The organism is Actinoplanes sp. NPDC004185, from assembly GCF_053603475.1.
The window spans coordinates 16,253-28,550 of record NZ_JBSGFR010000074.1 but is presented as its reverse complement, the minus strand read 5'-3'; the positions used below and the strand labels follow the sequence as shown (position 1 = coordinate 28,550).

Sequence of the window (12,298 nt, the reverse complement as noted above, 5' to 3'; positions counted from 1 at the left end):
CGCCGCGCTCGCCGGCCCGGCCCGAGGCGGTGGCCGCCGTCGGCAGCAGCGCCGCGGCCGCCACTCCCGCACCGCCCGCCAGCACCGACCGCCGGCTCACCTGTTGTCCGTCACAGCGCATCGTTGTCCCCGTTCCTCGTCGCTGTCCTCTGTCGACGAACAGACTGCGCGGGGTTTCCTGTGGGCCGGCTGAGCCGCTGAGACGCCGCTCAGGTGATCTTGGCGGGTGTGACGGTGCCGGTGGCGCCGTCCACGGTGATCAGCTGACCGGTGGTGATCCTCTCGGTGGCGCCGGGTACGGAGATCACCGCGGGGATGCCGTACTCGCGGGCCACCGTCGGGCCGTGCGCCATGATCGCGCCGGTCTCCGTCACCAGCGCGGCAGCGGTGAGGAACAGCGGGGTCCAGCCGGGGTCCGTGGTCGCCGCGACCAGGACGTCGCCGGGCTCGATGTGGGCGGTGGCCGGGTCACGGACCACCCGGGCCGGTCCGCTGACCCGGCCCGCCGAGGCGCCCACGCCCTGCAACGCGCCGTCGCGGGCGGGCGGCACGGGCAGCACCGCCTCGACGTCGGTGCCGTCGGACAGCAGCGCGACCGGGACCGTCCGGCGCCGCGACTCGCGCTGGTGCACCAGCTTGCGGGCGGCGGCGACCTCGCGCAGATCGGCGTCGGTGCCGGCCTCGTCGAGGGTCACGAACATGATGTCGTCCGGCCGGTCGAGGCGGCCGGCGGCGGTCAGGTCGGCGCCGAGCAGCAGCACCTGCCGGCGCATCTCCCGCAGTGGGTACAGGCCGGCGAACTTGCCCGTCTCGCGCAGGCCGGCCAGGGAACGGGCCCGGCCCAGCAGGAAACCGGCGAGGCGGCCCCGCACCGGCCGGCGCCGGCCGGCCCGCGCGACGAGGTCGGTCAGGGTGGCCTCGGCGGTGGCGGCGGCCCGGGCGAACCGGCGGTCGGGGGCCTGCTCGGGGTCGGTCACCCGCAGGTAGTTGGCGATCATGGCGAAGACCGGCGCGGGGTCCTCGGACCAGCGGGGGACGCCGAGATCGACCTCGGCGACGCCGCGGTGGCCGTACCGGTCGAGGAACGCCGCCAGGCCGACCTCCGGCAGGTCACCGGCCAGGTAGCGGGAGGCGAGCACGTCCGGGGGCGTGCCCAGCAGGAGCTCGCGGTGCGGCCGGGCGCCCTGGGCCAGCCGCCAGAGGGCGAGGTCCATCTCGATGGTGACGTTGTGCGGCATGCCGGCCAGCACGGCGTGGATCTCGTCCGCGGTCGCGACGCCCTTGAGCAGCTGGTGCGGCAGGGTGGCGGCCAGCATGCCGGCGACGATCGGCCAGGTGATGGCGTCGGCGCCGTCGCCCGACCCGTTGTCGCGGAGGTAGCGCAACCGGTCCGCAGCGGTGCGCAGCTCTCCCGCGGGAACAGCGGCGAGCCGTAACTGCTCGACGGCCCGGCCCATCCGGACGCGGGCGGCCTCGGGGCGGGCGAGGGCGCCGACGATGCCGGTGACCGCGCGCCGGGCTGTGCGCAGCGACGGCGTGGCGGCGCGGGGTGCGGCGCCCTTGCGCGGGGCGAACCGGGGGTCGTCGAGGACGTACGCCATGGCCGCCTGGGCGCGGGGACCGAAATCGACGGCCATGAGCTTGATCAGGCGCTTGCGGGCGGACGGGTGGCGTGCCTGGTCGGTGAGGTCGCCGTACAGCCGCCCGCCGATGTCGACGATCTCCGCCCGCACGCCGAGGGCCGCGAGCATGCCGGCGATCCGGGCCTTGAGGGTGGACAGGCCCATGGGCGTCACCGGCTGGAGCATGCCCTGCACGTGACCGAACTCGACGTACACCCGGGGCTCCGGGCCGGTCCGCGGGGGCAGCGGGAACAAGGTGGTGATCGGCCGCGACTGCAGCAGCCACAGCGTGCCGGAGCGGTCCACCGACCACTCCACGTCCTGCGGGCCGCCGGCCCGTTCCTGCAGCCGCTCCCCCACCGACCGCAACCGCCCGAGCAGCTCGGGCGGCACGCACCCCGTGGCCGGCGGCGGGGCCGGGCCGAGCAGGTAGTGGTCGACCGGGGCGCTGCCGTCGACCACAGTGGTGCCCGGACCGGGGGCGGCGTCGACCATCATCTCAGTGCGGTTGCCGGTCAGCGGGTTGGCCGTGAACAGCACGCCCGACACCGCGGCGTCGACCATCCGCTGCACGACCACCGCCATCCGGACCGTGTCCCCGGCGATGCCGTGGGCGTCGCGGTAGGCGACCGCCCGGGCGCTGTGCAGCGACGCCCAGCACGCCTCGATCGCGGCGAGCAGGTCGTCGGCGCCGACGACGTCCAGGACGGTGTCGTGCTGCCCGGCGAAGCTGGCGCCGGGCAGGTCCTCGGCGGTCGCGCTAGAGCGCACCGCCACCGGGCCTTCGCCGAGCTTCTCGTACGCGGCCAGGATCTCGGCGGCCGGGACGACGCCGCGCCGGTGGGCCTCGGTCGTGACGCAGAAGCCCGGCGGCACCCGTTCGCCGTGCCGGATCGACTCGGCCAGCCCGGCCGCCTTGCCGCCGACCAGCTCCTGCGTCCCGGCCCGCACCTCGGACAACGCGATTACCGACATCCGGCCCCCCGCCATCGCCATACGACTGCAACGTGACCACCCTAGCCATTTGGCGATACGACTGCAATGCAAAGAACGTGCCGCTTCGAAATCAGGGCTTCACACATTCGTCATCTGCGGGTTAAATCGAGGCACAGCGATATGGGAGCGCTCCCATACCCCGGACAGGAGCCCACCGTTGTCCCCCTCACGCCGCTATCTCCTCATGTCCTTCGTCGGCCTGCTGCTCGCCTCGCTCGGGATCGCGCTGGCCGCGCCCTCCGGCGCGGCCGCCGCCCCCACCTACAGCTACGGCGAGGCCCTGCAGAAGTCCCTGTTCTTCTACGAGGCCCAGGTCGCCGGGCGCAAACCCGCCTGGAACCGGGTCTCCTGGCGCGGCGACTCCGCCCTGCGCGACGGCTCGGACGTCGGCCTCGACCTGACCGGCGGCTGGTTCGACGCCGGAGACCACGTCAAGTTCGGCCTGCCCATGGCGTTCAGCACCACCATGCTGGCCTGGGGTGCGGTGGAGAACCGGGACGCCTACGCCGCCTCCGGCCAGCTCACCCACCTGCTGAACAACCTGCGGGTGCCCAACGACTACTTCATCAAGGCCCACCCGGCCCCGAACGTGCTCTACGGCCAGGTCGGCAACGGCGACGCCGACCACAAGTGGTGGGGACCGGCCGAGGTGCTGCCGATGGCGCGGCCCGCGTACAAGATCGACGCCAGCTGCGGCGGCACGGAGCTGGCCGCGGAGACGGCGGCCGCCATGGCGGCCAGCTCGATGGTCTTCCGCGCGACCGATCCCGGGTACGCCGACACCCTGCTCACCCACGCCAAGCAGCTCTACACCTTCGCCGACACGGTCCGGAAGAGCTACCACGAGTGCATCACCGACGCGACGTCGTACTACAAGTCCTGGAGCGGCTACGCCGACGAGCTGGTGTGGGGCGCGATCTGGCTGCACCGCGCCACCGGCGACGCCGCCTACCTGGCCAAGGCCGAGGCCGGGTACGACGCGCAGGGCAACGAGAACCAGACCAACACCAAGATGTACAAGTGGACGATCTCCTGGGACAACAAGCAGTACGGCAGCTACGTGCTGCTGGCCCAGCTGACCGGCAAGCAGAAGTACCTCGACGACGCCAACCGGTGGCTGGACTGGTTCACCGTCGGGGTCAACGGCGAGAAGGTCCGCACCTCCCCCGGCGGGATGGTCGTCGTGGACACCTGGGGCGCCCTGCGGTACGCGGCCAACACGGCCTTCGTCGCGCTCGTGCACAGCGACCACCTGGCCGACGCGGCCCGCAAGACGCGCTACCACGACTTCGCCGTCAAGCAGATCGACTACGCGCTGGGCGCCAACCCGCGCAAGTCCAGCTACGTCATCGGCTTCGGGGCCAACGCGCCGAAGAACCCGCACCACCGCACCGCGCACGGGTCCTGGTGGGACAGCCAGCAGGTGCCCGAACAGACCCGGCACGTGCTGTACGGCGCTCTCGTGGGCGGCCCTTCGGCGCCGGACGACGCGTACACCGACAGCCGCGGCGACTACGTGATGAACGAGGTCGCCACCGACTACAACGCCGGCTTCACCTCGGCGGTGGCCCGGCTCTACGGCGAGTACGGCGGGGCGCCCGCGGCCAACTTCCCGCAGGCCGAGAAGCCGGACCTGGCGGAACTGTCCGTGGAGACCACGGTGATGCAGAACGAGACCCGCTCGACCGGGGTCAAGGTGATCGTCTACAACAAGTCGGCCTTCCCGGCGCGCGCCCTGACCGCCGCGAAGTTCCGCTACTACTTCACCCGTGACGGGGACGCCGCGCTGACCGTCAGCACGCCGTACACGCAGGGGTGCCCGGGCCCGACCGCGGCCAAGCAGTACGCCGGCGACGTCTGGTACGTCGAGGTGGACTGCACCGGCTACACCATCGCCCCGGCCGGGCAGTCGGCGCACCGGATGGAGGTGCAGCTCAAGATCGGAGTGGTCGAGGGCGGCACGTGGGATCCGGCCGACGACCCGTCGTACCAGGCGGCCGCCGGAGCGAACACCGGTGTCCCGCTCTACGAGGGCACGACCCGGGTGTGGGGCAACGAGCCCGGCACCGGACCGGGACCGTCCCCTTCGGTCACCCCGTCCGTCACGCCTTCGGTCACGCCGTCCGCGACCCCGTCGGTCACGCCGTCGGCCACCCCGTCGGTCACGCCGAGCACCGGGCCGAGCGGACCGTGCCGGGTCGCCTACAGCACCACCGACTGGAGTGCCGGCTTCACCGCGAACGTCACCGTGACCAACACCGGCACGGCGCCGCTCAGCAGCTGGTCGCTGACCTACGCCAACACCGCCGGGCAGAAGATCACCCAGGCCTGGTCGGCCACCGCCACCCAGACCGGTACGCAGGTGACCGTCACCAACGCGAGCTGGAACGCAGCCGTGGCCCCGGGCGCCTCGGTGAGCTTCGGCATGAACGGCACCCACACCGGGACCAACCCCAGGCCCACCGCCTTCGCCGTCAACGGCGCGACCTGCACCATCGCCTGAGCCCCGTTCCCCCGCTTCCCACCAGCAGAGACAGGACCCCATGCGAACTGCCCTCCGCGCGGCCTTGTGTGCCGCGACCACCGTGACCGCCCTGGCGGCGTTCGGGCCACCGCCCGCGTCCGCCGCGGTCCTGCCCTACCAGGACCCGGCCCTGCCGGTCGCCACTCGGGTGACCGACCTGCTCGCCCGGATGACCCTGGACGACAAGATCGGCCAGATGACCCAGGCCGAACGGGCCGTCATCAGCCCGGCCCAGCTCACCCAGTACCGGGTCGGCTCGGTGCTCTCCGGCGGCGGCTCCGGCCCCGCGCAGAACACCCCGGCGGCCTGGGCCGACATGTACGACAACCTGCAGCGCGGGGCCCTGGCCACCCCGCTGCAGATCCCGATGATCTACGGCATCGACGCCGTGCACGGCAACAACAACGTGCTCGGGTCGACGATCTTCCCGCACAACATCGGTCTCGGCGCCACCCGCGACCCCGACCTGGCCGCCCGGATCGGCCGGGCCACCGCCGAGGAGGTCACCGGGGCCGGGCAGGACTGGACGTTCGCGCCGTGCGTGTGCGTGGCCCGCAACGACCGGTGGGGCCGCACGTACGAGTCGTTCGGTGAGAAGCCGGAGATCGCCACGGCGATGACCACCGTCATCGACGGGCTGCAGGGCACCGCGCTGAACGGCCCGGCGTCCGTGCTGGCCACGGCCAAGCACTACGTCGGGGACGGCGGCACCACCGGCGGCACGGACCAGGGCAACACCCAGCTCACCGAGGCCGAACTGCGGGCCGTGCACCTGCCGCCGTTCGCCGCCGCGGTGAACCGGGGCGTCGGCTCGGTGATGATCTCGTTCAGCAGCTGGAACGGGACCAAGCTGCACGGCTCCAAGTACCTGATCACCGACCTGCTCAAGGGTGAGCTCGGCTTCACCGGGTTCACCGTGTCGGACTGGGCGGCGATCGACCAGATCGACGGCCAGGTCGGCTTCACCCAGGCCGAGGTGGCCGCCTCGATCAACGCCGGCCTTGACATGATCATGGTGCCGAACGACTGGCAGCAGTTCCTCGGCTACCTGCGCGCGGCGGTGCAGGCCGGGCAGATCCCGATGGCCCGCATCGACGACGCCAACCGGCGCATCCTGACCAAGAAGTTCGAGCTGGGACTCTTCGAGAAGCCGTACGCCGACCGCACGTACGCGTCCACCATCGGCAGCGCCGCGCACCGAGCCCTGGCCCGCGAGGCCGTGCGCAAGTCGCAGGTGCTGCTGAAGAACGCGGGCGGGGTGCTGCCGCTGGCCAAGTCCGGCGGCAAGATCTTCGTGGCCGGCAAGAGCGCCGACGACCTGGGCAACCAGGCCGGCGGCTGGACCACCACCTGGCAGGGCGCGAGCGGGTCGACCTACCCCGGCACGTCGATCCTGCAGGGCATCCGCAGCGCGGTGGGCAGCAATGCCACGGTGACCTACCAGCGCGACGGCACCGGCATCGACAGCTCGTACCGGGCGGCGATCGCCGTCGTGGGCGAGACCCCGTACGCCGAGGGTGAGGGCGACCGGGTCGGCTCGATGAGCCTGGACGCCACCGACCTGGCCACGCTGTCGCGGCTGCGGGCCGCGGGCGTACCGGTGATCGTGGTGCTGGTCTCGGGCCGCCCGCTCGACATCGCCACCGAGCTGCCGAACTGGAACGCCCTGGTGGCCGCCTGGCTGCCCGGCAGCGAGGGCGCCGGCGTGGCGGACGTCCTGTTCGGCGACTACGCGCCGACCGGCAAGCTCCCGATGACCTGGATGCAGTCGGCGAGCCAGCAGCCGATCAACGACGGGGACGGCAAGACGCCGCTGTTCGCGTACGGCTACGGCCTGACCTACAGCAGCACCCCGGCCGACACCGCCGCGCCCAGCGTGCCCGGCACCCCGGCCGCGACCGCGGTGACCGCCACCGGGCTGACGCTGACCTGGCCGGCCTCGACCGACACCGGCGGCAGCGGCCTGGCCGGCTACGACGTCTACCGCGACGGCACCCTGATCGGCTCGCCCACCACAACCTCGTACGCGGTCACCGGCCTGAGCGCCGCGACCCGCTACGAGTTCACGGTGGCGGCCCGGGACGCGGCCGGCAACCGCTCGGCCCGCTCGACGGCGCTGGCGGTGACCACCTCGGCCGGCGACACCCCCGCGGGCGGGACCTGCCGGGTGGCGTACTCCACGAGCGACTGGAGCGCCGGCTTCACCGGCTCGGTCTCGCTGACCAACACGGGTACGGCGGCGGTCAGCGCATGGAGCCTGCAATGGTCCTACACGGCGGGCCAGCAGGTCACCCAGGGCTGGTCGGCCCGGGTGACCCAGACCGGCACGGTGGTGACGGCGACCGGCGAGAGCTGGAGCCCGTCGCTGGCCCCGGGCGCGACGGTGACCTTCGGTTTCAACGCGAACCGCGGATCCACCAACCCGCGCCCGGCGTCGTTCACCCTCAACGGCACGACGTGCACGATCGCCTGAGGCGGTAGGCGCACTCCCTCACCGCGGGGGCCGGCCGGGTCTGGACCCGGCCGGCCCCTCACGCTCGGAGGCCTTGCGAACCGACCATCCGTGTTAAATTCCGGTCCATATACGTTGCTGATGATGCGGGAGCCTCTGACCGGGTCCGCCGATTTCTGCGCGAGAGATCGCATCGCCGCCCACACCTGAGCGAGGCAGCGATCCGATCGTGGCTCGTGACCCGGCCCGGACCCCATCCGGCGCCCACCGACGAACTCGCCCAGGCGATGGTCCGGTTCGAGGAACGCTACGGCGGCCTGACCTGTACGGTCGTCGGCCGGAACACCATGGAATACGGCCTGGACGGCGACACGTCACGGAAGGACACCCCGCTCGGGCCGGCGTTCAGCGGCATCCTGGACGGCGACTGGACCTGGGGTGTGGACGTGCTCCTCGACGGGCGCACCGCCATGGGGCCAGGGAGATGGCCGTACCGTGTCATCGACCGGTCCGTCACGCAGAGGCTCGAGCGGCACGCACTGCTGACCGAGGTGCGTGGCTGGTCTCATCGAACATTCGAGTGCCTTGTCCCGGCTCACACGTGGCCGATCACCGACGAACAGGGGCTGCCGCCTCCGGTGCCCGAAGCGACCGGCCCGGCCGAGCTGTGGTGGAGCGGACCGGATGTTGCGATCCAAGTCCAGCTCACCGGCTGGCCGCCGGAACGAGACCGTTGGATCATGCGTTACTACGCCCGCAAGCCGCAGTGGGCCACCGAAGCCAATGCGACGGTCTACACGGCCGTCAGCCATGAAACGATCCCGGCGACGTGGTGCACTCTGTGTTCCAGACCGGTAGAGCCAGGCATCACGTGCGTGCGCTGATCATCGTGCAGCCAATGCCGGAGACTGGGCAAGGCCGGCGACGAGCATGAGAGCCGACAGGATAGCTCCCTGTCCAGACCTATGCTGAATCTCTAAAATGATCCGAAATTCAGAGTCCCGTGCGGTTCGGCCAGAGTTCCCGGCCTGTTCCGGGCGGCAAGCAGAAAGCCTGTTCTTGCCTGAATCGGTTCGTGGCTGACGCACTCACATGCCGCCGTCCGGGCGCGCCGGCGGCCCACGAGCGGTCAGGCTGGGTGGCCGCCGTCGCCATAGCCCGGCATACTGAACTGCCGAAAATGGGCTTTCGTCAGCTGTGCGCCGCAGGGGCTTGAGGCGAGCTGAGTGCCGCGCTCGTCCGGGCGAACGGGGGACATCTGGCCGTTCCGGAGTGGGAGGCGAGGCCCGCCGCTAGCGTTTCGAGAGTGCCGCAGTCCACAGGCAGGCGGCGCCGAGGCAGCCGTGGGAGGAGAAGGTGGGTAACGCTACCGATGCAGACCTTCCCGAGGTCAACGAACTCGTGGACGTGATGCTCGACTCCCGCACCGAACCACTGGCTGCGTTGATCAGCGTAGTCGGCGCAGATACGGTGTTGCTCAGGGAACCCATCGATCGAAGTGGGCAGTTCGTGCTGCCTGCGACCGGCGACGGCGGTCTGCTTGTCTGGGGCGGGGCAGGTAACCTGCGGCAGGCACCTATCGCGGTGCTGGAGACCACCCGGCGTCCCGAGCCGACGTGGACGGTCCGCCTGACCGCGGCGGCGGGGCGCTGCCAGCGACGCTCCTTCGTCCGTGCCGACGTGAATTTGCCCGTTGTCCTACGTCACTCGGATGCTGATCTCGAGGTTACGGCCGTCGACCTGAGCGAAGGCGGGATGCGCTGCAGCGCACCTGCCGAGGTCGCCGTCAAACTGGGGGATTCGGTGGTTGTCGAGTTCAGCGCCGGACGGCAGCTGACCGTGCCGGCGACTCTCGCCCGCGTGCGTCGCGGCGACGCTGATCGGCCGGCCGACCTTGGGCTCTCGTTCGTGGGGGTGACGATGAACGATGCAGACACTATTCGCAGATACGTCTTCAGTCATCTACTCGAGCAGCGGCGGCGTGGAGCTACCTGACCGTGTGAGGAAGGGCTCGAGTCAGGCGGCAACCGACACTGGAGCGCCGCGACCGGTGAAACACGTCGTCGCTGATGTGCCACCCAGGGGAAAGCAACGTCGGCTGGCTCTTGTGCGTTCGCTCGTCGGAAGATCAAGGAAGGCATGGCCGGCGGAGCGTGCTGCGCGGTCTCGTCTTTGGTCGCCTCCCCCGGTCGGCGTTCAGGTTCCGCGTCCGGCCGAGTTGATCGTGGTCGCCTGACCTGACGTAAGCACTGACCGACGGCTCGGCCGGCGGATTGGCGGCAACTCGGGCGGCGGCGTGATGCTGCGCCATTGGTGAACGGAGAGTGCCTGGCCGCTTCCGCGGCATAGCGCCTTTTTCCGCAAAGGGGTTCTATCGCCCGATCTAGCTGGGTTGGAGGTAGAGCTGCTCAGCGACTGCAGGCGCACCCACCTCGCGACGCCTGCACCATGATCGTTACCGTGGGCCGAGTGATTCAGCCTGCGGACGGCCACGTACACAGCGAATTCTCCTGGGACGCTCCTGACGGCTCCATGGAGCGGACCTGCGCCCGCGCGGTGCAGCTCGGTCTTCCGGCCGTCGCGTTCACCGAGCACGTCGACTACTCCCGGTGGACGGTCGACGAGGTGGTTCTGGAGCGCTCACCGGTGCGCCGCGCGCTGACCGGCCCCGACGGCGTGCTGGTCCCGCCCGAGTTGGACCAGGAGCGCTATCTCGCCTCGGTCCAACGGTGCCGCGAGATGTTCCCGTCGCTGCGCGTCATCAGCGGCGTCGAGCTGGGCGAACCCCACTGGAACGCCGTGCCGGTCGCGAAACTGCTCGGCACCGGCCACTACGAACGGGTGCTCGGCTCGCTGCACGCCCTGCCCGTCGACGGCAACCTCGTCGAGGCGAACGCGCTCTACCGGCAGCGCCCCGCCGTCGAGGTGCTGCGGCTCTACCTGGCCGAGATCGCCGAGCTGATCACCCGTACGGATGCTTTCGAGGTCCTCGCCCACCTGGATTACGCCGTCCGCGGCTGGCCCGCCGAGGCCGGGCCGTTCGACCTGTACGCCTTCGAGGACGAGTTCCGGCACGCGCTGCGCACCCTTGCCGCCACGGACCGGACGCTGGAGGTCAACACCCGCATCCCGCTGGCCGCGGAGATCGTCCGCTGGTGGCGTGACGAGGGCGGCAAGGTGGTCACCTTCGGCAGCGACGCCCACGTCCCGGAAGCGGTCGGCACCGGCCTGTCCGCGGCGGTCGACATGGTCGAGGCCCACGGTTTCCGGCCGGGGCGTCATCCGTACGACCGGTGGACCCTGCCGGGGTGACCGTGGCGGTAGCTTCACGCGATGGAGCGGAAGACGCACGCGTGGAAGATCGAACAGCGCGAGTACGACCGGCAGGAGGCGCGCCGGGGGCGCCGGCACGCCTACACCAGTCTCGTGCCGGGGCGAACGGCGCTGGTGGTCGTCGACATGGTGCCGTTCTTCGTCCAGGAGAACGAGTACACCTTCGGCATCGTGCCCAACATCGCGCGGCTGGCTGATGCTCTGCGGGCCGCCGGCGGCGCCGTGGTCTGGGTGCTGCCCGGGAAGGTCGAACCAGCACCGGTCGTCGAAGAATTCCTGGGCCCGGAGATCGCCAGAATGTTCTCGCGCAGCGGTGGCGAGGGGCCGCTGAGGTCGCGGCTGTGGCACGAGTTCGAGGTCGACGACGCTGACCTGCTGATCGAGAAGACCGCGGCGAGCGCCTTCTTCCCCGGTTTCTCCCCGCTGGCGGCGCTGCTCGAGGAAAGCGGCATCAACACGGTCCTGATCACCGGAACCGTGACCAACGTGTGCTGCGAGTCGTCGGCCCGCGATGCCAGCACGCTCGGCTACCGGGTCATCATGGTCGCGGACGCGAACTCCGCCCCGCGCGACGAGTCCCACAACGCCACCCAGCACACGGTCTATCGCAGCTTCGGTGACGTCCGGACGACCGACGAGGTGCTCGCCCTCATCCGTGGTTGACGGCCGAGCGCCTGACCTGTGGAGTGGGGTGCGCTCCGTCAGAAGTCGTGAGGGATTCCCTCGTAGCTCACGACTGATGGAGTGAGGCGCCCGCCGCTGAGGCACAGCGATTCGCCGCGGGAGACCGAGACGAACCCGTCAGGAACTCGCCACCAGCTGTCCGCGAGGCCGGCCACCGCGGCGATCGGCGGTTGTGCGGCCAGACTCGCGAGCAGGTCGTCTGCTTCGGTGCCGGTGACCCGGCGTACCAGCCGGGCTTCTTCCCTGGCGGCGTAGGTGAGCGCCAGACTCTCCACCCAGCCGTCGATGGAGGCGTGCAAGGCCACCCAGGGGTAGCCGGAGCCGCAGATGCCGAACCTGCCGTCCCTGTCGACGGCAAACGCATAGGGCACTGAGCAGCGTGGCCGGCCGACAGTGAAGACCACCCCGTCGTCGTCGGCGTCCGGGTCATCGGCGCTCAGGTCGAAGGGGCCGCCTTCGTAGTCGGCCGCCGGAGGCAGGACCAATCCACCCCACCGTTGCTGATGTGCCACCAGCTGGTCGACGGCGCTCGCCGGTCGGCCCAGTGCCGTCCAGTGGCGCTGGTGTTGCTCCACCGTCCAGGCGGGCACCCGGACCCCGTGCACCTGCACGAATCGGCGGGCACCGGGGCTCAGTCCATCCGGAGCATCCAGGACATGATCTGCCAATGCCCGCTCCTTCGCCCGA

Annotated in this window: 9 protein-coding genes; 6 read left to right on the top strand and 3 right to left on the bottom strand. The window is 71.0% G+C overall.

What is annotated here, in order from left to right; translation table 11 throughout:
* Together ACWEOZ_RS41370 and ACWEOZ_RS41365 are read right to left on the bottom strand one after the other, a co-directional pair.
* Positions 1-121 (bottom strand): twin-arginine translocation signal domain-containing protein (locus tag ACWEOZ_RS41370; RefSeq protein ID WP_451916152.1); only part of this gene is annotated, 121 nt, incomplete at its 3' end.
* 88 nt (positions 122-209) lie between these two features.
* A complete protein-coding gene (locus ACWEOZ_RS41365) occupies positions 210-2,597 on the bottom strand; it encodes a PEP/pyruvate-binding domain-containing protein (RefSeq protein ID WP_451916150.1) in 2,388 nt (795 codons plus the stop codon).
* Between the two features lie 205 nt (positions 2,598-2,802).
* Here ACWEOZ_RS41365 and ACWEOZ_RS41360 point away from each other — a divergent pair, with 205 nt between their 5' ends.
* From ACWEOZ_RS41360 to ACWEOZ_RS41335, 6 genes are all read left to right on the top strand, one after another.
* Positions 2,803-5,121: a glycoside hydrolase family 9 protein gene (locus ACWEOZ_RS41360; protein ID WP_451916151.1), complete on the top strand. Its 2,319-nt coding sequence runs from the start codon at positions 2,803-2,805 to the stop codon at positions 5,119-5,121.
* A 40-nt stretch (positions 5,122-5,161) separates the two neighbouring features.
* Entirely contained in the window at positions 5,162-7,615 is a 2,454-nt protein-coding gene (locus ACWEOZ_RS41355) for a glycoside hydrolase family 3 N-terminal domain-containing protein (protein WP_451916149.1), read from the top strand.
* Between the two features lie 215 nt (positions 7,616-7,830).
* Entirely contained in the window at positions 7,831-8,478 is a 648-nt protein-coding gene (locus tag ACWEOZ_RS41350; RefSeq protein ID WP_451916148.1) for a hypothetical protein, read from the top strand.
* Between the two features lie 472 nt (positions 8,479-8,950).
* On the top strand, positions 8,951-9,589 hold the full coding sequence (locus tag ACWEOZ_RS41345; protein ID WP_451916147.1) for a flagellar brake protein: 639 nt from the start codon (positions 8,951-8,953) through the stop codon (positions 9,587-9,589).
* Positions 9,590-10,063: 474 nt separating this feature from the next.
* A complete protein-coding gene (locus tag ACWEOZ_RS41340) occupies positions 10,064-10,906 on the top strand; it encodes a PHP domain-containing protein (RefSeq protein WP_451916146.1) in 843 nt (280 codons plus the stop codon).
* Between the two features lie 21 nt (positions 10,907-10,927).
* Positions 10,928-11,590 (top strand): isochorismatase family protein, encoded by a 663-nt coding sequence (locus ACWEOZ_RS41335; protein WP_451916145.1) that lies wholly within the window; start codon positions 10,928-10,930, stop codon positions 11,588-11,590.
* A gap of 38 nt (positions 11,591-11,628) precedes the next feature.
* On the opposite strand, the gene ACWEOZ_RS41330 is transcribed toward ACWEOZ_RS41335, so the two are convergent.
* On the bottom strand, positions 11,629-12,201 hold the full coding sequence (locus tag ACWEOZ_RS41330; RefSeq protein WP_451916153.1) for a hypothetical protein: 573 nt from the start codon (positions 12,199-12,201) through the stop codon (positions 11,629-11,631).
* Positions 12,202-12,298: the final 97 nt, after the last annotated feature.

What these genes read in the sequence shown, in the direction of transcription:
- ACWEOZ_RS41365 (WP_451916150.1), bottom strand. Translation starts at nt 2,597, where the DNA reads ATGTCGGTAATCGCGTTGTCCGAGGTGCGGGCCGGGACGCAGGAGCTG.
- ACWEOZ_RS41360 (WP_451916151.1), top strand. Translation starts at nt 2,803, where the DNA reads ATGTCCTTCGTCGGCCTGCTGCTCGCCTCGCTCGGGATCGCGCTGGCC.
- ACWEOZ_RS41355 (WP_451916149.1), top strand. Translation starts at nt 5,162, where the DNA reads ATGCGAACTGCCCTCCGCGCGGCCTTGTGTGCCGCGACCACCGTGACC.
- ACWEOZ_RS41335 (WP_451916145.1), top strand. Translation starts at nt 10,928, where the DNA reads ATGGAGCGGAAGACGCACGCGTGGAAGATCGAACAGCGCGAGTACGAC.